This window comes from Rhizobium sp. L51/94, from assembly GCF_019355555.1.
GTDB classification, from domain to species: Bacteria; Pseudomonadota; Alphaproteobacteria; order Rhizobiales; family Rhizobiaceae; genus Rhizobium; species Rhizobium rhododendri.
The window spans coordinates 1,590,402-1,614,814 of the sequence record NZ_CP072141.1 but is presented as its reverse complement, the minus strand read 5'-3'; the positions used below and the strand labels follow the sequence as shown (position 1 = coordinate 1,614,814).

Here is a 24,413-nt window from a genome sequence, read left to right as displayed (position 1 = left end):
TCCCAGCCGTGCCGGCGCACTCATTGCCCACCACGGTTCTACGCCCCTTCGCGCAAAACTTCGGCCAATTTCAGGCAGCTTTTACCGGATGAACGCGGTTAACGCAATTCATCCGGTAATTTTCTTCAGGCCAAAGCCGCCAATTCGTGCATTGCGGCTGCGTCGCGGGCGGAAATATCGGGATAGGCCGGGTCCGATCCGACGTCTTTGGTGATTTTCCACGAGCGGGCGCATTTGACGCCTTCGGCAAGTTTTTGCTCGACGGCGACCTTAGTTCCGTCCTCAAGCCGGAAGGCTTCTGCCGGTCCCTCGCCTGCCACGACGGAAATATCCGAGGTGATGCAGATCTCGGCGAAGTCGAGACCTTCCAGCGCCGCCAGAAGCTCGGGATCGCCGACGTGGACGACGGGGGCAGCTTCCAGCGAGGAGCCGATGCGCTTGTCCTTACGCTCGATCTCCAGTGCGCCGGTGACGGCACGACGAACAGTGCGGACCTTCTTCCACTTTTCCGCAACTGGCTCGTTCGACCATTCGCCGGGAATCGTCGGAAACTGCTCGAGATGCACGGAGACAGCATTGGGATCGCGCGACAGCCATGCCTCCTCGGTGGTGAACGGCATCATCGGCGCGAACCACAGGACGAGGCAATCGAACAGCTTGCGGATGACATAGAGGGCCGCACGGCGTTTCGGGCTCGACGGCGCATCGCAATAGAGCGCGTCCTTGCGGATGTCGAAATAGAAGGCCGACAGTTCTACATTGGCGAAGTCCGACAGCGAGCGGACGATGCGCTTGAAGTCGAATTCGTCGTAGCCTCCTCGCACCACCTTATCCAGTTCGGACAGGCGGTTGAGCATCAGCCGCTCGAGTTCCGGCAGGTCCGCATAGGCGATCTCGTCACCGTGATCGTGGGCCAGCGTTCCCAGCATCCAGCGAAGCGTGTTGCGGATCTTGCGGTAGCTGTCGATGTTGGTCTGGATGATCGTCTTGCCGAGACGCTGATCCTCCCAATAGTCCGTGTTCATCACCCAGAGGCGCAGGATATCGGCGCCGGACTGGCCCATGACTTCCTGCGGGGTGACGGTGTTGCCGAGCGACTTCGACATCTTGCGACCGTCCTCGGCCATGGTGAAGCCATGGGTGACGACAGCGTTGTAGGGCGCGCGGCCACGCGTCGCGCAGCTTTCCAGCAGCGACGAATGGAACCAGCCGCGATGCTGGTCGGAGCCTTCGAGATAGACGTCGGCCGGCCATTTCAGGTCCGGGCGGTCTTCCAGTGTAAAGGTGTGGGTGCAGCCACTGTCGAACCAGACGTCGAGGATATCGGTGACCATCTGCCAGCGTTCGCCATCATGCTCGTTGCCGAGGAAGCGATCCTTGGCACCTTCGGCAAACCACGCGTCGGCGCCTTCCTTTTCGAAGGCCGCGAGGATGCGCTCGTTGACGGCATCGTCCAGCAGCACGTTGCCTTCTTCATCGGCAAAGACGCAGATCGGCACGCCCCAGGCGCGCTGGCGCGACAGCACCCAGTCCGGACGCTGCTCGATCATGGCACGCAGCCGGTTCTGGCCACCTGCCGGCACAAAGCGGGTCTGGTCGATGGCCTCCAGCGCGCGGATGCGCAGCGTCTTGCCGTCGTCCAGCTGCTTGTCCATGTAGACGAACCACTGCGGCGTATTGCGGAAGATGACCGGCTTCTTGGAACGCCAGGAATGCGGGTAATCGTGCTTGATGCGGCCACGGGCAAAGAGATTGCCGGCAGCGATCAGCGCCTCGATGACACGCTTGTTGGCATCGCCCTTCTTGCCGTTGTCGTCCAGCACGCGTGCAGCGCCACCTTCGGCAGAGGGGCCGAAACCGAACGCATCCTCGGTGTAGAAGCCGGCATCGTCGACCGGGAACGGGATTTTCACATCGATCCCACGGGCTTCGAGCTGGCGAACGCTGGACATCCAGGCCTCGAAGTCTTCTCGGCCGTGGGACGGGGCGGTGTGCACGAAACCGGTGCCGGCATCGTCGGTGACGTGGTCGCCGTCGATGAGGGGGACATCGAAGGTGTAGCCCATGTCTGCGAGCGGGTGGGCGCAGGTAAATGCCTTACCCATTGCGTAACCATCAAGTTCTGTGATCTGCGACAGCTTCACCTTAGCTTTTTCCGCACATGCTTGCGCTAGGCTTTCTGCAAAGATCAACTTCTCGCCTGGTTGTGGCCCAAAATCGTTAGCGGCTTCCGTCACTTCGTAGAGGGCATATTTGATTTTCGAAGAGAACGAGATCGCGCGGTTTCCGGGAATGGTCCACGGCGTCGTTGTCCAGATAACAATCGACGCTCCTTTGAGAGGCGACTTTTCGAGGTCGATTTGAGGTTGGGCACCCGTCTTCTTGTCGATCCAAGTATAACTTGAATCAACCTTCACCACCGGGAACTTCACCCAGATCGTGTCGCTCTCGACCTCGTGGTATTCGACCTCGGCCTCGGCCAGCGCGGTGCGCTCGACCACTGACCACATGATCGGCTTGGAACCGCGGTAGAGCTGGCCGGACTTGGCGATCTTCAACAGTTCGCCGGCGATGCGGGCTTCCGAGTGGAAGGCCATCGTCGTGTAGGGATTGTCGAAATCGCCCTCGATGCCCAGACGGCGGAATTCTTCCGACTGGATGTCGATCCAGCCTTGCGCGAAGTCGCGGCATTCCTGGCGGAATTCGTTGACCGGGACCTCGTTCTTGTCCTTGCCCTTCTCGCGGTATTTTTCCTCGATCTTCCACTCGATAGGCAGGCCGTGGCAATCCCAGCCGGGCACGTAGTTCGCATCGAAGCCGCGCATCTGGAACGAGCGGGTGATGACGTCCTTCAGCACCTTGTTCAGCGCGTGGCCGATATGGATGTTGCCGTTGGCATAGGGAGGGCCGTCGTGCAGGACGAACTTTTCGCGGCCGGCAGCAGAAGCGCGGAGCTTCTTGTAGAGCCCCATCTGCTTCCATTTCGCCGCCATTTCCGGCTCCTTCTGCGGCAGGCCTGCGCGCATCGGGAACTCGGTCTCGGGGAGGTAGAGGGTCTTCGAATAGTCGATCTTTTCGGGCGTATCGGTCATTGTGCTGACAATCGTCTCTTGCAGCCCCAAGCGGGCGCATCCAATCGGGAAATTTTCGGTGGCGGAGGAGCGCTTGGGGGAAGCGCCAAGAACCCGGACCTTCCGGCAGCTAATGCGCGCGGAAAGCCGGGCCTATAATTCGTATCGCTACTGCCAGCCAAAATTGGGTCATTACCGCCGGTTCATAGGCGGTTTTCGGGGGAAAAGGAAGAGGTTGGCAGCGGCGAAAGCGACGATTGAAGATTTGGCCATTTGCGCGTATGATGACTGGCAAATGGCACGGAGCATTCCCATGGCAGACAGTTTTCCGATAGCCGGCGGCAGGTCAACACAAGCGGCACTTGTAATGGTGACCGACAATGCCTGGCCCTCGTTCGAGGCGAAGGCAGTCGGTCAACTCAGAGAGCATGGCTTCTCGACGGAGGAGATCTATCGTTTCGTGGCACCGCGCAGAACGCTTGCGCGGCGTGTCGAGAAAGGCGAGCCTCTGACGCTTGCCGAAAACGACAGCGCCCAGCGCCTATTGCGTATCAGCGAGCTGGCAGACAAGGTTTTTGGCGACCATGACAAGGCCCACCAATGGCTGCGCAATCCCAATCGCGCGCTGAAAGGGATCGCCCCGATCGACCTGCTGGAATCGGAGACCGGAGCCCGTCTGGTCGAGACGTCTCTTTATCAGATAGACTACGGCATTTATGTCTGATGACGACCCTCTAGCGCATATCCAACTACGCGGACCTCTCCGGTCGCGGTGGGCTGGTCGCGCCGGGCCGATGGCACGACCTGGGCACACCTGTCGTCTATTGCTGCGATCATCCGTCCACTGCATTGCTCGAGACCCTCGTGCAGGTCAGCCTTGAGCAGATTCCGGAGACCTTCCAGCTGTTGCGGATTTTAAGTCCGGACGATCTGCCGATGGTAGACATTGACATCGATCAGGGCGATTTCGACGACATCAATCGCACCCGCTCGAAAGGCAGCCAGCTCCTGCGGAGCGGCGAGGCTTGCCTGATCCGCGTGCCGTCAGCGATCATGCCGCCGGCAGCCAACATTCTCATCAACCCGCAACACCCCCGCGCCCATGAAATCCGGATCGAGGAGATAAAATCCTATCCCTTCGACAGCCGTCTCCTGCAGCCGTAGCGGGACTGGCAGCAGGAAAAAGTAGGGTTGCCGGCCACGGTCCAGACCGCTGACAAGGGCCTTGTCCAACAGCTCAGCAGGCCACCGGGGAAATCGAGCCGGTCACCAAACTCCCCTCATCCTCGCCCTTGTGGCGGGGATCCAGTCAGCTCAAGTCCTTGAGCTGAAAGAGTCTTTGACTCGACAGACGTCGTGTCGCTGGATCCCCGCCACAAGGGCGAGGATGAGGGAGAGTGGGATCGCTCTCGTCAACCAAGCTTCTTCAGGGTTTGTCAGGCTCGTTCCGTCACGCCTGTGCAGTGGCCCTGCCCTTGGTGACAGCGTTCACCGCCGAAGCGACGACGATGTTCGCGGCAAGCGCCAGCAGGCCGATGTAGATCGTGACAGGCGCGCCGCCGAAGGCGATGGCCTGCATCGGCTTCCAGCCGTTGATCCACACCAGATAGGTGCCGCCGAAGAAGCCGACGAACCAGCCAGCAAGGAGGCCCTGTGCCCGGAACCAGTTGGTGTAGAGGCCGAACACCAGGGCCGGCAAAGTCTGCAGGATCCAGATGCCGCCGAGCAGCTGCAGGTCGAGGGCGAACTGCGTCGGCAGGAACAGGATGACCAGCAGCGCGCCGACCTTGACCACCAGCGAGGCGATCTTGGCGACCTGCGCCTCACCCGCATGGCTGACATCTGGATTGACGTAGGCCTTCCAGAAATTGCGGGTGAAGAGGTTGGCGGCGCCGATGCTCATGACGGCCGCCGGCACCAATGCGCCGATGGCAATCGCTGCGAAGGCAAAGCCGGTGAACCAGCTCGGGAACAACGACTGGAACAGCGCCGGCACGACTTCGTTCGGGCTGGACACCGTGAGGTGCGCGGCATGCGCCATGTAGCCAAGCAGCGCCAGCAGGCCAAGCAGCAGGGTATAGGCCGGCAAAAGCACGGCGTTCTTGCGGATGGTGTTGCCGCTGTTGGAGGCGAAGATGCCGGTCAGTGTGTGCGGATACATGAAGGCGGCAAGTGCCGAGCCGAGCGCGAGGCTGGCATAGGCGACATACTGGTTGCTGCCGAGCAACAGGCTGCCGGACCCCTTGGCCTGGAAATCGGCGTCGGCTGCGGCAAAGACGCTGGCGTAACCGCCGAGCTTCATCGGAATGGCGGCGACCGCAACGATCACCACGATATAGATCATGATGTCCTTGACGAAGGCGATCAGCGCCGGCGCGCGAAGGCCGGACGAGTAGGTGTAGACCGCAAGGATGATGAAGGCGATGGCGAGCGGCAGTTCGCCGTGCAGGCCGAGCGCCTTCAAGACGACGGTCATGCCCACCAGCTGCAATGCGATATAGGGCATGGTGGCGATGACGCCGGTGATCGCCACGGCCAGCTCCAGGCCGCGCGAGCCGTACTGGCCGTGCACGACATCGCCGGCGGTGACATAGCCATGGTCCTTGGCGCGCTTCCAGAGGACAGGCATGACCATGAAGACGAAGGGATAGACGACGATCGTATAGGGTAGCGCGAAGAAGCCGTAGGCGCCGACGGCATAGACCAGCGCCGGCACTGCTATGATCGTGTAAGCGGTATAGAAATCGCCGCCGACGAGGAACCAGGTTATCCAGGTGCCGAAATTACGGCCGCCGAGGCCCCATTCGTCGATATGGGCCAGTGTCTCCGGCTTGCGCCAACGGGCGGCGACAAAGCCCATGACGGTGACCAGCGCGAAGAAGAACAGGAATACGGCGAGCGCCGTTGGATTGATATCAGTCGTCATGGCGCGTGCTCCGGTAAGCGATGTATGTCAGCAGAGCCGTGAGCGGCACCCAGAGAAGCTGGTACCAGTAGAAGAACGGAAACCCGAACAGCACCGGATCGCGAAAATTGTAGAACGGCACCCAGAGGAGCCCGATGTAGGGAATGACGAGCAGCCAGAGGGCTGCCTTTCCGGAACGTTTGTCCATGATGAGCAGTGCCTTTCGGACATTTTAGCGCGGCGATTCCGCTTCTAGAATGCCCAAGACATAAACGCTAAGCTTGGCTGCGCAAGCAATTTTGCCTTACAAACCCCACAATTCGATTGCGCGGCGCAGCATCAGGAATTGAGGATGCGGTCGAGTTCCCCGAGAGGTGCGACGCCTGACAGCAGCGCCCGCGCCTCGGCCTCGTCGTTACGCATCTGGGCGATCAGCGGCTCAAGTCCGTCGAACTTCAGTTCGGGCCGCAGATAGCCAAAAAACGACACCGAGCAGTGTTGCCCGTAGAGATCGCCGCTGAAATCGAACAAAAAGGTTTCGAGCAGAGGCGCGCCGTTTTCTGTCACAGTCGGGCGGCGTCCGTAGCTGGCGACGCCATCGTGGATGACACGGTCGGCGGTGCGGAAGCGCACGGCATAGATGCCGTTGCGCAATTCGGTTTCCGGCGGCAGCCGCATGTTGGCCGTGGGATAGCCGAGCGTGCGCCCGAGCCTTTCGCCACCGATGACGTCTGCTTCCACGAGGTAGCGGTAGCCGAGCAGACCGGCGGCCTCGGACATTTCACCGTCGACCAGCAAGGCACGGATGCGGCTCGAGGACACCACTTCGGCATTCTCGTCGCGAAAGGCATCGATCAGCGTCACCCCGAAACCATGGCGACTGCCGGCATTCATCAGGAAGGCCGGACCGCCTTCGCGCCCGTGGCCGAAATGGAAATCGAAGCCGGTGACGACTTCGGAGGCGCCGAGCCAGTCGATCAGGATCGTGCTGACGAACTCGTCTGCCGAGCGTTGCGAAAATTCGCGGTCGAACGGATATTCGATGACGGCGTCAAAGCCGAGCGCTTCGAGGATGCGCGCCTTCAATGGCGCAGGCGTCAGGCGGAAGACGGGCTCGTCAGGGCGGAACACCGAGCGGGGATGCGGCTCGAATGTCAGCACCAGTGCCGGAACGCCGCGTGCCTTGGCAATCTCCAGCGCCCGATCCAGCACCGACCGGTGACCACGGTGGACGCCGTCGAAATTGCCGATGGCGATCACGCCACCGCGCAGGTGCGCCGGCAGTTGTTCACGGGTCTCGTTTCGATGGAAAACGGTCATAGCGTCAATATCCAGACTGTTTCAGGCGAGCGTCGGCATCCACCATGTCGGTGACGCCTGCTCCCTGTCCAGGAAGGCATGCAGAATTGCTTCATCCGCCTTGCCCTCGATGGTGTATTCGCCGGCGTGGATGCCCTGGCTGATATAGAGCAAGTCGAGACCGTAGCCGAGTGCGCCGCGCACGTCCGTCGGCATCCCATCGCCGATGGCGACGACACGCGACAGATCGAAATCGCCGCGCACCTCGCGGGCGGCCGCAAGGCTCGCCTCATAGATCGGCCGGTGCGGCTTGCCGGCGACGCGGGTCTGGCCGCCCATCTGGTTGTAATAGGCAGCCATGGCGCCGGCGCACGGGATCATCCTGTGACCGCGCTCGACGATCAGATCCGGATTGGCGCAGATCATCGGCACGTTGCGTGCCGCGAAGGCCTTCAGCATGTCGGTATAGTCTTCCGGGGTCTCGGTCTCGTCGTCGAAGAAGCCGGTGCAGACCACCGACTGCGCTTCGTCGGCGGAAACACGGTCCACACCAAGGCCCTCGATCAGGGCGACATCGCGGTCCGGGCCGAGCAGAAACACCGACTTCGGACCCTCGGCGATCAGCGTGCGCGTGACGTCGCCGGATGTGACGATACGGTCATAGGCACCGTCCGAAACGCCGATGGTCCGCAACTGCTCGACGACCTGCGGCGAGATGCGCGGCGAATTGGTGATCAGCACCACGGCCTGGCCTTGCCCGCGGGCGGCTTCCAGCGCTGCCGAGGCATCGGCATTGGCAACGACGCCGTTGTGAAGCACGCCCCAAACGTCGCAGAGGACGACGTCGTAGGCGCTGGTGAGATCGCGAAGGCTATCGATACGCTTGGCCATGCCGTTGTTCTTCCGGTAAGAGACGTTGCGGCTGACATCGCAAACCAGCTTCAAGATTACAAGTCTGAAAAAGCACCGCGCGTCCCGAACGCCGAATTGCCGCAGTCGCATGCCGGATGCGCTTGCATGGCCAGCAAAGGGTTCGGGCAATTCGGGCCGGGGGTCACAATTCCGGTACAAAAATTCACTATCGCTGTTATTGACTCCCGTGACAGCCGTCCCTAAATGCAGGTCGTTAGCACTCGCCGAGGCTGAGTGCCAACACTACCCATACGGATCCCCCGTGGTCCGTGAATGTCATTCGATCGAGGGATTAGACAATGGCAACCACCAATTTCCGCCCGCTGCACGACCGCGTCGTCGTACGCCGCGTCGAATCTGAAGCCAAGACAAAGGGCGGCATCATCATTCCAGACACCGCCAAGGAAAAGCCGCAGGAAGGCGAAATCGTCGCTGTCGGCACCGGCGTTCGCGACGACAAGGGCACGATCATTCCTTTGGACGTCAAGGCTGGCGACCGCATCCTGTTCGGCAAGTGGTCGGGCACTGAAGTCAAGCTCGACGGCGAAGACCTTCTCATCATGAAGGAAGCCGACATCATGGGGATCATCGGCTGATCCAGCCGGTTTTCTTCGTCAACAATTCCATAAAACCAATTGGGCATCAGCCCGGGAGTTTTTAACATGGCAGCTAAAGAAATTAAGTTCGGCCGTACTGCGCGCGAAAAAATGCTGCGCGGCGTCGACATCCTCGCTGACGCAGTAAAGGTCACGCTCGGTCCTAAGGGCCGCAACGTCATCATCGACAAGTCCTTCGGCGCTCCGCGCATCACCAAGGACGGTGTTTCTGTCGCCAAGGAAATCGAACTCGAAGACAAGTTCGAAAACATGGGCGCCCAGATGGTCCGCGAAGTTGCTTCGAAGACCAACGACATCGCCGGCGACGGCACGACGACTGCAACCGTTCTGGCCCAGGCCATCGTCCGCGAAGGCGGCAAGGCTGTTGCTGCCGGCATGAACCCGATGGACCTGAAGCGCGGCATCGATCTCGCCGTTGCCGAAGTCGTCAAGGACATCGTATCCAAGGCAAAGAAGATCAGCACTTCGGACGAAGTGGCCCAGGTCGGCACGATCTCTGCCAACGGCGAAAAGGAAATCGGCCAGTACATCGCTGAAGCGATGCAGAAGGTCGGCAATGAAGGCGTCATCACGGTTGAAGAAGCCAAGACCGCCGAAACTGAACTCGAAGTCGTCGAAGGCATGCAGTTCGACCGCGGCTACCTCTCGCCTTACTTCGTGACCAATCCAGAAAAGATGGTTGCCGAACTGGAAGACGCTTACATTCTCCTTCATGAGAAGAAGCTCTCCAACCTGCAGGCAATGCTGCCGGTTCTCGAAGCTGTCGTCCAGACCGGCAAGCCGCTCCTCATCATCTCTGAAGACGTCGAAGGCGAAGCTCTTGCAACGCTCGTCGTCAACAAGCTGCGCGGCGGCCTGAAGATTGCTGCTGTCAAGGCTCCTGGCTTCGGCGATCGCCGCAAGGCAATGCTCGAAGACATCGCCATCCTGACGGGCGGCACTGTGATCTCCGAAGACATCGGCATCAAGCTCGAGTCGGTTACGCTCGAAATGCTCGGCCGCGCCAAGAAGATCTCGATCACCAAGGAAAACACGACGATCGTCGACGGTTCGGGCCAGAAGTCCGACATCGAAGGCCGCGTCGCGCAGATCAAGGCTCAGATCGAAGAAACCACGTCTGACTACGACCGCGAAAAGCTGCAGGAACGTCTTGCCAAGCTCGCTGGCGGCGTTGCCGTCATCCGCGTTGGCGGTGCGACCGAAGTTGAAGTCAAGGAAAAGAAGGACCGTATCGACGACGCGCTGAACGCAACGCGCGCTGCCGTACAGGAAGGCATCGTCCCCGGCGGCGGTACCGCACTTCTGCGCGCATCTGTCGTCCTCAACATCAAGGGCGCCAATGACGACCAGACGGCCGGCATCAACATCATCCGCAAGGCTCTGCAGTCGCTGGTTCGCCAGATCGCAGAAAATGCTGGTGATGAAGGCTCGATCATCGTCGGCAAGATCCTCGAAAGCAACACCGACAACTACGGCTACAACGCCCAGACCGGCGAATATGGCGACATGATCGCCATGGGTATCGTCGACCCGGTCAAGGTTGTCCGTACGGCTCTACAGAACGCAGCCTCGGTTGCCTCGCTGCTGATCACCACCGAAGCCATGATTGCTGAAGCTCCTAAGAAGGACTCCGGCGCCGGCATGGGTGGCGGAATGGGCGGCGGCATGGGCGGCATGGGCGGCATGGACATGATGTGATCCTTCGGATCACCGCACTATCGAGAGGGCGACCTTCGGGTCGCCCTTTTTTGTCCGCCGCCTCGGGACGGCGCAGAAGAATACCGCGCGATTCTCTCATAGATTGCATCCCGGCAATTCCTCTGATCCCCTCTCCGTAAAGTTAGCTCGGTGCTGTCGACAAAATCACGGGCTCTGGTCCCCGGACTACAGTGCGCCCCAGATGCCCGGAGAATGAGCGACAGGCTCATGTCAAAAGAACGCCCCTCCCCTTTCCACGCATGCATTGTGAGCGAAGCGACGGTTTCCTGCCGTGCATCCGGTCTTTTGACGATGTCTTCTCAATTCCTGCTTTTGCACACGACCAGTCGAAAGCCGGTTTACCTTGAACAGCAACCGATCATTAAGTATATGCTTTGACACGCACATACGACGTGTTTTCGTCGTTTGGCCCATTGCTGTTTTTAATATTTCTTCTATAAAACGGACCCTGATGAACCAGGGCGCGGAAAACGGCAGGTTATCTGCGAAAGACCTTCGCTCCCAACAAGTTGCAGTCTAAAGATGCTTTGCGGCTCTTGTGAAACAAATTTCGCTACTTGATCGTTACGGTTTTCAAGTGACTAACCTGAACGCCATGTCTGCGATTATAGTAATAACGCGCGGCATCGGCTAAAAATCGTCCGCTTTTCTATCTGAGGCGAGACGGGAAATATACAATCTGATAGTGTACTTGGCCAGGGAGTGGCCGCACGGGAGTGGGGAACGTTTTGTTTAAGATTGCCAAAGCCAATCTTGCGGCGCCTTTCATCGAGGGATCCCGTGGCGTCGAGGAAGACCATGAACTTCTAAGCCAGTTTTGCGTGTCCGAGCGCTGGATCGGCGATCTCGCCAGCGGTGTGATCAAGCTCGGCAGCCTCAGCACGATACTGCACGGCCTGCACGTGACGGAATGCGGCCTGCTGAACCTGATGCGCTGCTATGACAGCCGCGACCATTCGCGCATTCTCGAACTTTTCGAACAGGCAGCAACCTCGTCCTCCTCGTTCTGTTTCTCCACAACCGTGCTTGCCGAAGGTGGACAACGTCAGCCGGTTTTCTGCATCGGCGAGTCCATCGGCACCGAGGAACGTTACTCCGGCAGCATGGTCGGCGTGTTCCTGTTCCCACGGTTCAAGATCGGCGCATCCGAAAGCACAGGCAGCCGCCAGTAAAGTGCGGCGGAACCAGCGCAACAGTGCCGGCTCCGCAAGTTCCACCAATCCAGGTATCAGTCACGCTTCGGGATTTCGAGGCCCTTCTGACTGGCCGGACGTGCCGTGGCGCGCGCTACCCAATCCATGACCAGCGGGAAGTCGGCAAGGCCCAGCACATCCTTGCCGCCGTAGAAGACGTCGACGCCACGCACCCACGGGAAGCAGGCGATATCGGCGATGGTATAGAGATCGCCCATCAGCCACTGCTGACCCTTCAGGCGTTCTTCCAGAACCCCCAGCAAGCGCTTCGTCTCGTCGCGATAACGCTCTACCGGGTAAATGTTGTTGGCGACCTTATCGGCGGCATATTTGAAGAAGTGGCCGAACTGCCCGAACATCGGGCCGATGCCGCCCATCTGGAAAAACACCCACTGCAGAACTTCATAGCGGCCGGCAGCATCTGTCGGCATGAGCTTGCCGGTCTTTTCGGCGAGGTAGACCAGCATCGCACCGGACTCGAACAGACCAATAGGCCTGCCGTCGGGTCCATCCGGATCGATCATCGCCGGAATGCGTCCGTTGGGGTTGAGCGACAGGAATTCAGGCGTCTTCTGGTCGTTGGTCCCGAACGAGACAAGATGCGCCTCGTAAGGCAGCTCCAATTCCTCCAGCGCGATGGAAATCTTCACGCCATTCGGCGTCGGCAGGGAATAGAGCTGGATGATATCGGGATTGTTCGCCGGCCAGCGGCGGGTGATCGGGAAGGAGGACAGATCTGCCATGGAAATTGCCTTTTTGGATATGTCTGACGGGAAACGATATCATAACCTGACGGCGCGGTTTGCAAAGTCAACAAGCGCTCATCGCGTTCACTATTTGCGAACGAAGCGTCTTTGATCGTTCATCTTTTCAACGGGCGTAAAATAGCGAATAAGAACTCCAGAGATTGCCGCGATCGGCAATGCACATCCGGAGGGTCCGATGTCCAATACTAACAACATCATCATTCTCGTTGCCCGCGTCCTGCTGGCATTCATGTTCATCTTCGCCGGCTTCGGCAAGCTGACCGACCCGGCGGGCACCGCCGGAATGATCGCCGGCGCCGGCATGCCGGGCGCGACGCTGCTGACCTACGTTGCCGGCCTGTTCGAACTCGTCACCGGCCTCTGCGTCCTCGTCGGCTTCCAGGTGCGCATCGTCGGTTGGGCAATCGCTGCATTCTGCATCTTCACCGCAGTGGTCTTCCACCTCCCGACCGTCAACGTTCCGGGCTTTCCGGACGCGGCACTGGGCTGGATCAACGCGCTCAACCAGATCATGGTCATGAAGAACTTTACGCTTGCCGGCGCCTACATCTTCCTCGCCACAGTCGGTCCCGGCGCCTACTCGCTCGACGCTCGCCGCGGCTCCTACGCCCTCGCAGCCTGATAGCCCTAAATCATCGCGATGCAGAAAGGCCCACCGTGTCCGCACGGTGGGCCTTTCTGTTTTTGGGATGCTGCTTATTCCGGCAGTGCTGCTTTGACTGCGGCGACGATACGGGCAATCAGCGGGTCATTGTTGTGGCTGTCCTTCCGGGCCCTGACAAAACAGGCCTGCGAGCGCAGGATGATGCCATCAGACAGAACCTTCAGGTGGTTTGCCACCAGCGTCGAACCCGTCGAGGTGATGTCGACGATAATGTCTGCCGAGCCCGAGGCTGGCGCGCCCTCTGTGGCGCCGAGGCTTTCGACGATGCGGTAGAGCTGGATGCCGTGCTGGCTGGAGAAGAACTGCTGTGTCAGCCGGGCATACTTCGTGGCGATCGTCAGGCGGCGGCCACGGCGGCTGCGGAAATCGGCAGCGACATCGCCGAGATCCGCCATGGTATCGACATCGAGCCAGATTTCCGGCACGGCGACCACGACATCGGCCCGCCCGAAGCCGAGCCGGGCGCAAAACTCGACGCGCTTGTCGGCTTCCGCCAGACCCTCGCGAATGAGATCCTCGCCAGTGACGCCGAAATCGACGCTGCCGTTGCCGATCTCGCGGGAGATTTCGGATGCCGAGAGAAAGGCGATCTCGACGCCGTCCCAACCTTCGACACGGCCGCGATAGGAACGGTCGTTGCCGACGGCGACGATGGGCATGCCGGCGCGGGCGAAAATGTCGGACGCGTCATCTTTCATGCGACCCTTGGAGGGCAAGGCAATGGTGACGGTCATGCCGGCGCCCTCTCACTCTCGATGCGATCGAGCCAGAGCGCGAAGCCGACAGCAGGAATGCGGTTCTGGGCGCCGAGCAGCGCCATCAGCCGGTCGAAGCGACCACCGCCGGCGAGCACCGCAGGCGATCCCTCGGCTGCGATCTCGAAGACCAGCCCGGTGTAGTAATCCAGCGGCCGTCCGAATGCGGCGCGGTATTCGATGGTGGTGAGATCGACGCCGGCATTGGCAAGCGCCGCAACCCGGCCGTCGAACCGCGACAGCGCATTGCCGAGCCGCAGGCCTGCCGCATCGGCAAAGCCGGCAAGTGCAGCAGACGCGTTAAACAATGGCACGTTCAGCGACAGGAACTCCTCAAGCACGCCATAGGCGGCATCGTCGAGCCTCGTTTCCGAGAGCATCAGCTTTTCCTTCAGCCGACGGGCAATGTCCTGCGGCGAGCGGCTGGCATTGGTCGAATATCCGGTTTTCTGCATGGTACCGTCGATGTGGGCAACAAGAGCTGCCTCGTCATCCTCTGCCACCAGCCGGGCAACGTCGTCGTCGAGATCTGTGACGAATTGCGGGCTGACCAGCCGGGCAAGCAGCGCCTGCAACTGCGCGGTATCGCCGAAGGCATGGATCAGCCGCTTCTGCCAGCCGAGCGGCAGGCCGAGCGCCTGCACGACTGCCTCGAACACAGCCTGATCGCCGAGCGTCACCTTGAGGCGACGGCCGGGCAACAGGCGGGTGAGGATGCCGGTGGCATCGCCGATGGCACGCGCGTCGGCACTCGATATATTGATATCGCCGAGATCTTCGATGCCGGCTTGGTAGAATTCGTGGCTCCCCTCACGGCGCTGGCGGAAGACCTCGCCCAGATAGGAGTAGCGTTTCGGCGTGCCCGTCGCCGTTTCGATGTGGCGCAGGCAGACGGGAATGGTGAACTCCGGGCGCAGGCAGAGGCTTTCGCCCGTTTCGCTTTCGGTCATGAAGATACGGCGGCGCAGATCCTCGCCGGCCATGTCGAGGAACGGCTCGGCGGGCTGGATGACCGGGGTGTCGATGCGGCTGGTGCGACGGGCCTCAAATTCGGCCAGCAATTCGGGCGCAAAGGTCGGGAGGTCGATCAGCGGCATAAGGCGATCTCCCCTCGAACGCTTGCCCGCGTCATGCCTGCCGCCCCTGCATCGCCCGCTTGCGGTCCTCCGCCTGAGCTGCCAGCATCGCTTGCACCTTGGCGACGATCTCGGCTTCCGGCACGATCTCCTGCGCCACCCGCGCCTCGCGCCAGGATGCGTTGTCCTCGATCTCGCCGGAAAGGCGCTTGCCCTCGATCAGGTCCTTGATCTGCACCACGCCCTCGGCCCGCTCGTTACCGCCCTGGATGATGGCGAGCGAGCAACCGCGACGGTCCGCATATTTCAGCTGGTCGCCGATCTTCTTTTTGGCGCTGCCCTGGTACATTTCGGCACGGATCCCGGCGCCGCGAAGCGCCTGCGTCAGCTTCTGGTAGCCTCCCAGAGACTCGATATCACTGTCCATGACGGTGACGAGGACAGGTGCCAGCACCTCGTCCTGACCGAGCTTTCCGAGGTTCTTCAGCGCCGTCATCAGACGCGAAACGCCGATGGAGAAGCCTGTGGCCGGCACCGGCTGGCCCATGAAACGCGACACAAGCCCATCGTAACGACCGCCACCGCCAACCGAGCCGAAAACGACCTTTTCGCCCTTTTCATTGGTGACGTCGAAGGTCAGTTCGGCCTCGTAGACCGGGCCAGTGTAGTATTCGAGGCCACGGACGACGGAGGGGTCGATGCGGATGCGCTTGGTGCCGTAGCCGGCTGAGCGCACCACATCGCTGATGATCTTGAGTTCCTTGAAACCCTCATGAGCGGGATGGTCCGCCCCAAAAAGCTTAAGGTAGTTCTCTAGCTTGCTAGAACTGCTGGGGTAGATTGTGATCCCATTTTCATTAATGAATTGATCATCGTCAGCGGTCGCTGCATCTTGGAGCGCCTCAGCAGCGGGCGCGTGTTCTGCAAATCCTGAGTAGAAGAGTTCGAGAGAGTTTATTTGTTTCTCATCGAGCCCCGCACCCTTGGTGAAATCGCCGGACTCATCTTTACGACCGGCGCCAAGCAGCAACCGAACGCCGTCACTGCCGAACTTATCAAGCTTGTCGATGGCACGCAGCACATTCAGCCGCCGCGCGGCATTCTCCTCGCCACCGAGACCAATGGCCTCCATGACCCCATCTAGAACCTTGCGGTTGTTCACCCGGATCACGTAGTCACCGCGCTTGATGCCAAGCGCTTCCAGCGTGTCGGCCATCATCATGCACATTTCGGCATCGGACTGGACGCCGGGTGCGCCGACGCTGTCGGCGTCGAACTGCATGAACTGGCGGAAGCGGCCGGGGCCGGGCTTTTCGTTGCGGAAAACGTAGCCCTGGCGATAGGTGCGGTAGGGCAGCTGGATCTCGTTGAAATTCTCGGCGACATGGCGGGCGAGCGGCGCGGTCAGGTCGTAGCGCAGGCTCATCCACTGCTCGTCGTCATCCTGCAACGAGAACACGCCTTCGTTCGGACGGTCGCTGTCGGGCAGGAACTTGCCGAGCGCATCCGTATACTCGAACTGCGGCGTCTCGATCGGGTCGAAACCGTATCGCTCGTAGACCTCGCGGATTTTTGCGACCATCTCGTTGGTGGCATGGATATCGGAAGCAGTGCGATCACCAAAGCCGCGCGGTAGGCGGGCTCTCAGCTTCTGGGGCTTCTTCGGCTTGTCGTTCATGGCGCTGCATTCCGGTCCTGTGACAGTGGCGGTTTCCTAGCGGATCGGGCCGATTGCGGCAAGGGTTGCAACGGCAATTCGGCGGCTGGCGGTTGCCGGGGAAAAATGCCACCCTCGCCGATATCTTTCCGGGAAGGCCGACATCGATGCTCCAGCAAACCGCCACGCCGCCACCCGCAAAATCCGTCATCCTGGTTTTGGCCGCATCCTCGCCCGACGCTTCCTGCCGATGATTGCCGAAACGCTCCAGCAACTCGCCACCCTACCCCTCACCGGCAAGCCGTTTCGACGGTTCGTCCGCTCTTCCGTCAGCCTGTGGTCGCGGGCCGGACGCTGCCGACAGGCCTGGGCAGAGCACGAGCGGCACAGCCAGAAGGCCGTGCTCGATGCGATGGCCGACCTCACCCAGCGGCGCACCGCCGTGGTGCTCGGTTCAGGACTGCTGCGTGATGTACCCATTGTCGAGTTGGCCCAGGCTTTCGATACGGTCGTGCTGGTCGATCTCGTGCATCTGGCATCGGTGCGACTCTGGTTGAAGGCCCGGCGCCTCGGCAACGTCCGTCTGATCGAGCGCGACCTCTCAGGCTATGACCAGCTCACCGCCGGGAAAGGCCTCGAACCGCTCGGCTTTTTGCGGCAGGTTCCCTACCTCGACCTCGTCGTGTCAGCCAATCTCCTGTCGCAGATCGGCCGCGGCGTCCAGCGGCGACTATCCGACGACCGCAAAGGCATTATGCCGGCGGATGCGGCGGCACGCCTCGTCGGCGCACATCTTGCCGACCTCGCCGTCCTGCCCTGTCGCAGCTGCCTTGTCACCGATATCGCCTACGCCGTCATCGACCGGACAGGCAAGATCCACGAGCAGGCAGACCTGCTGCTCGGCATCGCACCGCCCGAGGCCATCGAGCGCTGGACATGGCCGGTGGCGCCGCTCGGCGAGGAAAGCCGGGACTACCAGATCGTCCATCAGGTGATCGCCGCCCGCCTGTCGCGCCGATAGCGCAGAATCCAAGTTTTATTGTAGCACTTTTATTATCGACAAATATTCACTTCGGGGGTATTCTTGCGATGAAAATTACGTGGGACGAGCGCAAGCGCGAGAAGAACGTCGAAAAGCATGATCTCGATTTCGGCGACCTGGAATTGGAGTTTTTCACCGAGGCGATGATCCTCAATGCCCGAAACGGACGACTGAAGGCGATCGGCCTTTTGGCCAACGACATGGTTGCCGTCATATTCGCGAGATTGGGGCATCAAGGAATATCGCTGATTTCGCTCAGGCCGGCCAGTCGCAAGGAAAGGAGCCTTTATGACCAATATCGATCAAGGACGCCGTATCCTCACTGACGCTGAAGAACGACGAATACAAAGAGGGATTGCCGAGGATCCGGAAAATCCCGAATGGACCGAAGAAGACTTCAAGAACGCCCGGCCGTTTGCCGACGTTTTTCCGGATCTGGCGGAAAGCATTCGCCGGGCCCGTGGGCGACCGGCGGTCGAGGCGCCGAAGCGGCAAATCTCGCTGCGGCTCGATCCCGATGTCATCGATGCCTTCAAGGCCACCGGCAAGGGCTGGCAGAGCCGTATCAACGAGGCGTTGCGCAAGGCGGCCAAAATCTGAACAGTCTGATTTCACGCGAATTTCGACCCATCCCGAACGAGGAATTCCATGCTCACGAAAACCATCTTCCTGGCCTCCGTACTCGCCTTTGCCTCCAGCACCGCCTTTGCCGAAGACATGTCAAAGATGGATATGAGCAAGCCGATGGGTGACCAGAGCCCGTCGAGCCAGGCCTTTGCGGCTGCCAACGCGAAAATGCACAAGGACATGGGCCTGACCTACAGCGGCAATGCCGACGCCGATTTCGTGCGCGGCATGATCCCCCATCATCAGGGCGCGATCGAGATGGCGAAGGTCGAACTGCAATACGGCAAGGATCCGGAACTTCGCAAACTGGCGAAAGGCGTCATTGAGGCCCAGCAGAAGGAGATCAAGGAGATGGAAGCGTGGCTGAAGGCGCACGACAAGTAAGACCGGCATCAGCGCAATCAAGCTTTCATCCCCTCCCGAGGCAGACCCATGACAGATCCCGCCGCCATCGAAACCCAGTACTGGACAGTCGATGTCGCCGGCTATCCAATCGATCTGCCCATCGTCCCGATCAAACCGGATTTTGGCATTTCGCTGATGATGGTGATCGATCTCGGCGTCAGGTTCGGCGCACATGTCGGGGAAAAACTGGCCGCCAAACTGGCGCCGCTGAAGCCGGATGTCATCGTCGGGGCAGCCACGCTCGGCATTCCGGTTGCAATCGAGGTCAGCCGGGCGCTGGGGCTTGATCGCTACGTCATCCTGCAGAAATCGCCGAAAATCCATCTTGGCGATGCGCTCGTGCAGACGATCACATCGATCACCTCCAAAGGCGAGCAGCGCCTGCTGCTCGACCGGCAGGCGGTTCCGTTGCTGGCCGGCAAGCGCGTCGTGGTGGTAGACGATGTCGTCGCATCCGGCTCCAGCCTGAAGGGCTCGATGGAACTGGTGCGCAAGGCGGGCGGCGAGGTCGTCGGTGTTGGCGTGATCCTGACCGAGGCCCGCGACTGGCAGAAGACGCTTGGCGCCGACAGCGCCCTGGTTCAAAGCCTCGCGCATATTCCGCAGTTTCGTCCGGGTCCGAATGGCTGGGAGCCGATTGCGGAAACATTCCTTTAGGAGAAAAGCCGCCCCGACAGAGCGGGACGGCTTCGTAGTCTACGCGATCAGGCCTTCGGGTCGAAAGGCTGGGGACGGCGAGCGGCGTTCTGGCGCGGCATCATCCAGCCCGGATACTCGGCATCGAGTGCGCTGATCTCGTCGAGCCTTGCCATATCTTCGGCATCAAGCCTGAGATCGACGGCGCTGAGGTTCTGGTCGAGTTGTTCGACCCGCTTGGCACCGATGATGACGCTGGTGACGAAAGGTTTTGCGAGGATCCAGGCAAGCGCCACTTCGGCAACGCTGGCATCGTGCTTGGCAGCGACTTCACGCATGGCGGCGACGCAGGCCCAGGCGCGGTCCTTATCGACTGGCGGGAAATCGAAGCTGGCGCGGCGACCTTCGCCGTTACCGGGTGCGCCCGGGCCGTACTTGCCGGATAGCAGCCCGCCGGCGAGCGGCGACCAGACCATCAGGCCCATTTTCTCTTCCGCCATCATCGGCACGATCTCACGCTCGATGTCGCGGCCGGCGATGGAGTAATAGGCCTGCACCGTCTCGAAGCGGGCAAAGCCGCGACGCTCGGAGATGCCGAGCGCTTTTTCGATGCGCCAGGCCTGCCAGTTCGATACGCCGATGTAGCGCACCAGACCGCCGGAGACGAGATCGTCGAAGGCACGCAGCGTCTCTTCGATCGGGGTCACCGAGTCGGTCGCGTGGATCTGGTAAAGATCGATATGATCGACCTGCAGCCGTTCGAGGCTGGCCTCGACGGAATCCATTATGTGGCCGCGCGAGGCGCCACGATCGTTGGGCTTTTCGCCCATGGGTCCGAAGACCTTGGTGGCGATAACCACGTCCTTGCGCGGCACTTCGAGGTTCTGCAGCGCCTGACCGAGGATCGTCTCGGAAACGCCGAAGGAATAGACGTCGGCGGTATCGATGAAGTTGACGCCGGCTGCGAGCGATTTTTCGACGATCTTGTCGGCTGCATCCTGGTCGACGTCGGCGATTGCACCCCAGGTGCTGCCGCCGCCGGCCTCGCCAAAGGTCATGGTACCCAGGCAGAGTTCGGAGACGAACATGCCGGTGTTGCCAAGCTGATTGTAGCGCATTTGAAATTCCTTTCGTTCGGCCGCAATTGGACACTCCGCAGACGTTTCGACGCTGCTGTCCACTCGCAAGCGGATCGCCTGCAGGCCTTGCCGCTACCCCAAGATAACGCGGGGAGCCCCGACTTCAACGATACGATGTACCGGTTTCACGCAGCCGTGATGTCTTCGAGGATGCTTGTCTCGCTTGCCGGAAGGGATAAAGTCTGCCCGAAGAACCGACGAGGAAGATGGCTATGACCGTGCGTCCGCTGACCACCATCGGCTTCGATGCCGACGATACGCTCTGGCAGAACGAACACTTCTACCAGCTGACCGAAAAGCATTTTACCGAATTGCTCGCCGACTACGCCGAGGGAGACAGGGTGTCGGAGCGGCTGCTTGCCGCCGAGCGCCGCAACCTTGCCCATTACGGGTTCGGCATCAAGGGTTTCACCCTGTCGATGATCGAGACGGCCATCGAGATCACCGAAGGCACTGTTCCGGCGAGGGTTGTCGCCGAGATCCTCGACATCGGTCGGGACCTGCTGTCGCACCCGGTGGAAACGCTGCCGCATGCGCGCGAAACCTTGGAAGCGCTGGCCGGACACTACCTGCTGGTGCTGATCACCAAGGGCGACCTGTTCGACCAGGAGCGCAAGCTGGCGCAATCCGGTCTTGGCGATTTCTTCGACGCCGTCGAGATCGTCTCGGACAAGACGGCGACCACCTATCGCCGGATCTTCGCAAAGGTCGGCGATGGGCCGGAGCGGGCGATGATGGTCGGCAACTCATTGAAATCGGACATCGTGCCGGCCATCGCTGCCGGCAGCTACGGTGTCTTCGTGCCGCACGCGCTGACCTGGGTCTACGAACATGTCGATGAACCGAAGGATGCACCGCGCTTCCACAAGATAGAGCATCTGGGCGAGCTCGGAGCGTTGATCGCAAAGCTGTCTGCCGCCTGAGGCCCCGGATTCTCTAGGGCCGGAACAGGGACGGTTTGTTGGCTGCGGGCGCCGGCGTGCCGGGTTTTGGCGGAAACAGGGAGGGCGCCTTGTCCGCATCGCCAGCCGGAGCCGATTGCTGCGGCAGGCCCGATGGCAGCGGCTCGATGAGGATGGAATAGGGTGCGCCGAGGCCCCGCCGCCGGGTGACGCGGGAATAGTACGGCTTGATGAACCAGGTCGTATCGGCACTGACGGTAACATCGGCGGTCATGCCGTCCTCATCGGTGCCAAAAAAGGCTTCGTCGGCGCTTGAGGTCAGGTCGAATATGGCCATGAAGGCATACTGGCTCTTCGACGCAAAAGTGATCTTCAAATGCTGGCCGGCCTTGATCGGCAGGGTGTAGACCTTGCCTTTGCCGAATTTGGTCCAGCCGGTGAGCTTCTCGGTGACGGCGGGAAAGCCGAGCTTTTCAAGCTCCTCGCCTCGGTCCAACTCCGGCATCTGCAATTGCGGCGCCCTGGCATCCTCGGCGTGGGCCACGGGGCCAAGACCGGTTGCGGCGAGCCCAAGGCCGAGCGACAAGCAGAACCTTCTCACGGCCGCACCAGGTCGTTGCGCATCTTTTCCACACTGTCCCGGCAATAGCAGCCCTCGAGATGATCGTTGACCAGACCCATGGCCTGCATGAAGGCATAGATTGTCGTTGGGCCGACAAAAGTCCAGCCACGTTTCTTCAGGTCCTTGGATAAACGCACCGAGGTGGGCGTCGTCGGATTGGCCGAAAGGCTTGCGCGGTCGACAACTGCGGGTCGTTCGTCGGGCCTCGGCTCGTGGCTCCAGAAATAGCGGGCGAGCGACCCGAACTCCTCCTTCAGCTCGATGGCACGACGAGCGTTGTTGATCGTCGAGACGATCTTGCCGCGATGGCGGATGATGCCGGCATCGGCGACGCAACGCTCGATGTCGGCCTCTCCGAAGACGGCAACCCTGTGAAAATCGAACCCGGCAAAGGCGCTGCGAAAGTTGTCGCGCTTGCGCAGGATGGTCAGCCAGGACAGGCCGGACTGAAAACCCTCGAGGCAGATCTTCTCGAACAGCCTTATATCATCGGTGACGGGACGCCCCCACTCCTCGTCGTGATAGCGCAGATAGTCGGGCAGGTTTGCGTGCCAGAAACAGCGTTCCCGGCCGTCGTCGCCGATGATTAATCCTGTTGCAGTCATCAGGCTTCCCAATTCGTTCGGTGCTTTACCATTTGCAAACCGTCTTTCCAAACCGATGGTTAACCCTGACGAAAGGTTTACATGTCTGCCGGCGTTTTCATGAACCGCCGTTTACCATTCATGGGCAGGGCAATGTCACGATGTTTTCCGAACCGAGCGCCAGAACGCCCGATCTTCGGTCCATTGTAGAGAGTCCGTCCGATGATGAAACAGTCTATTTTGCTTGCGGCCGGCCTCGTCGCCGCCTTTGCCGCCCCTGCCCTCGCCACCGACCGTTACCAGATACGCCCGCCGGTCATCGTCAGCGCCGACCTCACGGCCCCGTGGGTGACGCAGCTCGGCGGCGCCTCCGTCCAGCCGGTTGTGTACCCCCGCCCGGTTCCGGTCCAGCCGCGCGGGCTATTCCAGCAGCGGGCTTCGCGTCCGCTGTTCGGCGGCAGACCCGTACAAACGGTTGCCAACGTGCGACCCGGCATGCCTGTCATCCGCTCGACACTCGACCCGCAGTATCTGCCGCAGATGGTGGACTACCAGACCAAGGAACGGCCGGGCACGATCGTCATCGATACCGACAACCGCTTCCTCTATCTGGTGACAGGCGGCGGCAAGGCCAGGCGCTACGGCGTCGGCGTCGGCAAGCCCGGCTTCGAATGGGCCGGCGCCCACACCATCACCCGCAAGGAAGAGTGGCCTGGCTGGACACCGCCTTCGGAAATGATTGCGCGCGAAGCTGCCAAGGGGCACTACCTGCCGGTCCACATGGAAGGCGGCACCGGCAACCCGCTCGGCGCCCGCGCCATGTATCTCGGATCGACGCTTTACCGCATCCACGGCACGAACGCGCCCTGGACCATCGGCAGCGCCGTTTCGTCCGGCTGTATCCGCCTGCGCAACGAGGATGTCAGCGATCTTTTCGACCGGGTGAAGGTCGGCACCCGCGTCATAGTGATGTAATTTTACCATGGGTGGCGACGAGCTGATCGGATGACGGCTCGACGCTACCCAAAAATGCCTCTGCTGATGCTGTAGATCTTGAAATTCTAATCGGTTTGATTAGCCTCTCGATCTTTGCACCAGAGGAACTCCAGGATGAAGCAAGTTATTCGGCTGATGGCCGCAACAGCGATTGCGCTGACGTCCATGATCGCTGTGACGACGGCCGCCCCGATGACGACGGCCAACGACGCGGTTCGCAATATCAAACCGAACCGGACCGTGCCTGCGGAATTCCACAAGCGTCTCGTCCGTCTCGTCACCAATGAGGCGCCCGGCACGATCATCGTCGATACCAACAACAAGTTCCTCTATCTCGTCGAAGGCAACAACCGCGCCACGCGCTACGGCATCGGCGTCGGTCGTGACGGCTTCGGCTGGTCGGGGATCGTCACGGTCGGCCGCAAGGCGGAATGGCCGGTCTGGACGCCACCGGCGGAAATGCGCGTGCGCGAAGCCCGGGAAGGCCATCCGCTGCCGGCCTCCGTGCCAGGCGGCGAAGCCAACCCGCTCGGCGCCCGCGCCATGTATCTCTACCAGAACGGCCACGACACGATTTTCCGCATCCACGGCACCAACCAGCCCTGGACCATCGGCCTCAACCTGTCGTCGGGTTGCATCCGCATGATGAACGCCGATGTCGCCGATCTCTACGACCACGTGCCCGTCGGCACCAAGGTCATCGTCGTCGGCCCCGGCAACAAGCAGGGCGAAGTCAGCTACAAGGATCACGGCATGGACGTGCTCCGCACCCTCTTCGGCGGCTTCGGCGGCTGATTGCCAACTGGCGCGGATTTAAGAGGGTTG

Annotated in this window: 26 protein-coding genes; 14 read left to right on the top strand and 12 right to left on the bottom strand. The window is 60.9% G+C overall.

What is annotated here, in order from left to right; all coding sequences use genetic code 11:
- Positions 1-125 precede the first annotated feature (125 nt).
- Positions 126-3,092, bottom strand: coding sequence for an isoleucine--tRNA ligase (ileS, locus tag J5274_RS07870; RefSeq protein ID WP_142824108.1), 2,967 nt, complete (start codon positions 3,090-3,092; stop codon positions 126-128).
- 58 nt (positions 3,093-3,150) lie between these two features.
- Here ileS and J5274_RS28750 point away from each other — a divergent pair, with 58 nt between their 5' ends.
- A complete protein-coding gene (locus J5274_RS28750; RefSeq protein WP_224128234.1) occupies positions 3,151-3,795 on the top strand; it encodes an antitoxin Xre/MbcA/ParS toxin-binding domain-containing protein in 645 nt (214 codons plus the stop codon).
- 17 nt (positions 3,796-3,812) lie between these two features.
- On the top strand, positions 3,813-4,235 hold the full coding sequence (locus J5274_RS07860; RefSeq protein WP_224128239.1) for an RES family NAD+ phosphorylase: 423 nt from the start codon (positions 3,813-3,815) through the stop codon (positions 4,233-4,235).
- Between the two features lie 286 nt (positions 4,236-4,521).
- Here the strand turns inward: J5274_RS07860 and mctP are convergent, their stop codons facing one another.
- The 4 genes from mctP to J5274_RS07840 all read right to left on the bottom strand — a co-directional run bounded on the left by mctP (position 4,522) and on the right by J5274_RS07840 (position 8,166).
- Positions 4,522-5,997, bottom strand: a complete 1,476-nt coding sequence (gene mctP, locus J5274_RS07855) for a monocarboxylate uptake permease MctP (protein WP_142824107.1) — start codon at positions 5,995-5,997, stop codon at positions 4,522-4,524.
- Positions 5,987-6,184 carry a DUF3311 domain-containing protein gene (locus J5274_RS07850; protein ID WP_111217578.1) on the bottom strand — a complete coding sequence of 66 codons (198 nt, stop codon included), beginning with the start codon at positions 6,182-6,184 and terminating at the stop codon, positions 5,987-5,989. The genes mctP and J5274_RS07850 overlap by 11 nt, the downstream gene beginning before the upstream one ends.
- A 131-nt stretch (positions 6,185-6,315) precedes the next feature.
- Complete coding sequence (locus tag J5274_RS07845; protein ID WP_142824106.1) at positions 6,316-7,296, bottom strand: bifunctional riboflavin kinase/FAD synthetase; 981 nt, start codon at positions 7,294-7,296, stop codon at positions 6,316-6,318.
- A gap of 21 nt (positions 7,297-7,317) precedes the next feature.
- Complete coding sequence (locus tag J5274_RS07840; RefSeq protein ID WP_219274942.1) at positions 7,318-8,166, bottom strand: TIGR01459 family HAD-type hydrolase; 849 nt, start codon at positions 8,164-8,166, stop codon at positions 7,318-7,320.
- Between the two features lie 320 nt (positions 8,167-8,486).
- Between J5274_RS07840 and groES the strand changes: the two genes are divergently transcribed.
- The 3 genes from groES to J5274_RS07825 all read left to right on the top strand — a co-directional run bounded on the left by groES (position 8,487) and on the right by J5274_RS07825 (position 11,695).
- The gene (gene groES / locus J5274_RS07835; RefSeq protein WP_142824105.1) at positions 8,487-8,783 is read left to right on the top strand and encodes a co-chaperone GroES; all 297 of its coding nucleotides are present in this window, start codon (positions 8,487-8,489) and stop codon (positions 8,781-8,783) included.
- Between the two features lie 66 nt (positions 8,784-8,849).
- Complete coding sequence (gene groL / locus J5274_RS07830; RefSeq protein WP_142824104.1) at positions 8,850-10,502, top strand: chaperonin GroEL; 1,653 nt, start codon at positions 8,850-8,852, stop codon at positions 10,500-10,502.
- A 749-nt stretch (positions 10,503-11,251) separates the two neighbouring features.
- Positions 11,252-11,695, top strand: a complete 444-nt coding sequence (locus J5274_RS07825) for a hypothetical protein (protein WP_202617130.1) — start codon at positions 11,252-11,254, stop codon at positions 11,693-11,695.
- A gap of 56 nt (positions 11,696-11,751) precedes the next feature.
- Here the strand turns inward: J5274_RS07825 and J5274_RS07820 are convergent, their stop codons facing one another.
- The gene (locus J5274_RS07820; protein WP_142824102.1) at positions 11,752-12,459 is read right to left on the bottom strand and encodes a glutathione binding-like protein; all 708 of its coding nucleotides are present in this window, start codon (positions 12,457-12,459) and stop codon (positions 11,752-11,754) included.
- A gap of 199 nt (positions 12,460-12,658) precedes the next feature.
- Between J5274_RS07820 and J5274_RS07815 the strand changes: the two genes are divergently transcribed.
- The gene (locus J5274_RS07815) at positions 12,659-13,105 is read left to right on the top strand and encodes a DoxX family protein (RefSeq protein WP_111217566.1); all 447 of its coding nucleotides are present in this window, start codon (positions 12,659-12,661) and stop codon (positions 13,103-13,105) included.
- Between the two features lie 74 nt (positions 13,106-13,179).
- Here J5274_RS07815 and hisG read toward each other — a convergent pair whose 3' ends face one another.
- From hisG to hisS, 3 genes are read right to left on the bottom strand one after another with little or no spacing between them, the layout of a single operon-like run.
- Entirely contained in the window at positions 13,180-13,881 is a 702-nt protein-coding gene (gene hisG, locus J5274_RS07810; RefSeq protein ID WP_142824101.1) for an ATP phosphoribosyltransferase, read from the bottom strand.
- Positions 13,878-14,999, bottom strand: coding sequence for an ATP phosphoribosyltransferase regulatory subunit (locus J5274_RS07805; RefSeq protein ID WP_142824100.1), 1,122 nt, complete (start codon positions 14,997-14,999; stop codon positions 13,878-13,880). The genes hisG and J5274_RS07805 overlap by 4 nt, the downstream gene beginning before the upstream one ends.
- A gap of 31 nt (positions 15,000-15,030) precedes the next feature.
- Positions 15,031-16,656 carry a histidine--tRNA ligase gene (hisS, locus tag J5274_RS07800; RefSeq protein WP_142824099.1) on the bottom strand — a complete coding sequence of 542 codons (1,626 nt, stop codon included), beginning with the start codon at positions 16,654-16,656 and terminating at the stop codon, positions 15,031-15,033.
- A gap of 229 nt (positions 16,657-16,885) precedes the next feature.
- Here hisS and J5274_RS07795 point away from each other — a divergent pair, with 229 nt between their 5' ends.
- Genes J5274_RS07795 through J5274_RS07775 form a run of 5 tightly spaced genes read left to right on the top strand, consistent with a single transcriptional unit; the run spans position 16,886 to position 19,366 of the window.
- Entirely contained in the window at positions 16,886-17,656 is a 771-nt protein-coding gene (locus J5274_RS07795) for a hypothetical protein (protein ID WP_219274902.1), read from the top strand.
- Positions 17,572-18,003, top strand: coding sequence for a BrnT family toxin (locus tag J5274_RS29270; RefSeq protein WP_307877636.1), 432 nt, complete (start codon positions 17,572-17,574; stop codon positions 18,001-18,003). The genes J5274_RS07795 and J5274_RS29270 overlap by 85 nt, the downstream gene beginning before the upstream one ends.
- Positions 17,966-18,277 carry a BrnA antitoxin family protein gene (locus tag J5274_RS07785; RefSeq protein ID WP_142824097.1) on the top strand — a complete coding sequence of 104 codons (312 nt, stop codon included), beginning with the start codon at positions 17,966-17,968 and terminating at the stop codon, positions 18,275-18,277. Before J5274_RS29270 ends, J5274_RS07785 begins: the two co-directional genes overlap by 38 nt.
- A gap of 48 nt (positions 18,278-18,325) precedes the next feature.
- Positions 18,326-18,688 (top strand): DUF305 domain-containing protein, encoded by a 363-nt coding sequence (locus J5274_RS07780; protein WP_142824096.1) that lies wholly within the window; start codon positions 18,326-18,328, stop codon positions 18,686-18,688.
- 48 nt (positions 18,689-18,736) lie between these two features.
- Positions 18,737-19,366 (top strand): phosphoribosyltransferase family protein, encoded by a 630-nt coding sequence (locus J5274_RS07775; RefSeq protein ID WP_142824095.1) that lies wholly within the window; start codon positions 18,737-18,739, stop codon positions 19,364-19,366.
- A gap of 47 nt (positions 19,367-19,413) precedes the next feature.
- On the opposite strand, the gene J5274_RS07770 is transcribed toward J5274_RS07775, so the two are convergent.
- Positions 19,414-20,463, bottom strand: coding sequence for an aldo/keto reductase (locus J5274_RS07770; RefSeq protein ID WP_142824094.1), 1,050 nt, complete (start codon positions 20,461-20,463; stop codon positions 19,414-19,416).
- A gap of 233 nt (positions 20,464-20,696) precedes the next feature.
- Between J5274_RS07770 and J5274_RS07765 the strand changes: the two genes are divergently transcribed.
- A complete protein-coding gene (locus tag J5274_RS07765; RefSeq protein WP_142829230.1) occupies positions 20,697-21,407 on the top strand; it encodes an HAD family hydrolase in 711 nt (236 codons plus the stop codon).
- 13 nt (positions 21,408-21,420) lie between these two features.
- On the opposite strand, the gene J5274_RS07760 is transcribed toward J5274_RS07765, so the two are convergent.
- Together J5274_RS07760 and J5274_RS07755 are read right to left on the bottom strand one after the other, a co-directional pair.
- Complete coding sequence (locus J5274_RS07760; RefSeq protein ID WP_219274941.1) at positions 21,421-21,891, bottom strand: hypothetical protein; 471 nt, start codon at positions 21,889-21,891, stop codon at positions 21,421-21,423.
- Positions 21,892-21,983: 92 nt separating this feature from the next.
- On the bottom strand, positions 21,984-22,613 hold the full coding sequence (locus J5274_RS07755; protein ID WP_142824092.1) for a DNA-3-methyladenine glycosylase I: 630 nt from the start codon (positions 22,611-22,613) through the stop codon (positions 21,984-21,986).
- Positions 22,614-22,814: 201 nt separating this feature from the next.
- Here J5274_RS07755 and J5274_RS07750 point away from each other — a divergent pair, with 201 nt between their 5' ends.
- Complete coding sequence (locus tag J5274_RS07750; protein WP_142824091.1) at positions 22,815-23,567, top strand: L,D-transpeptidase; 753 nt, start codon at positions 22,815-22,817, stop codon at positions 23,565-23,567.
- A 135-nt stretch (positions 23,568-23,702) separates the two neighbouring features.
- Entirely contained in the window at positions 23,703-24,383 is a 681-nt protein-coding gene (locus J5274_RS07745; protein ID WP_142824090.1) for a L,D-transpeptidase, read from the top strand.
- The last annotated feature ends 30 nt before the right edge of the window (positions 24,384-24,413 follow it).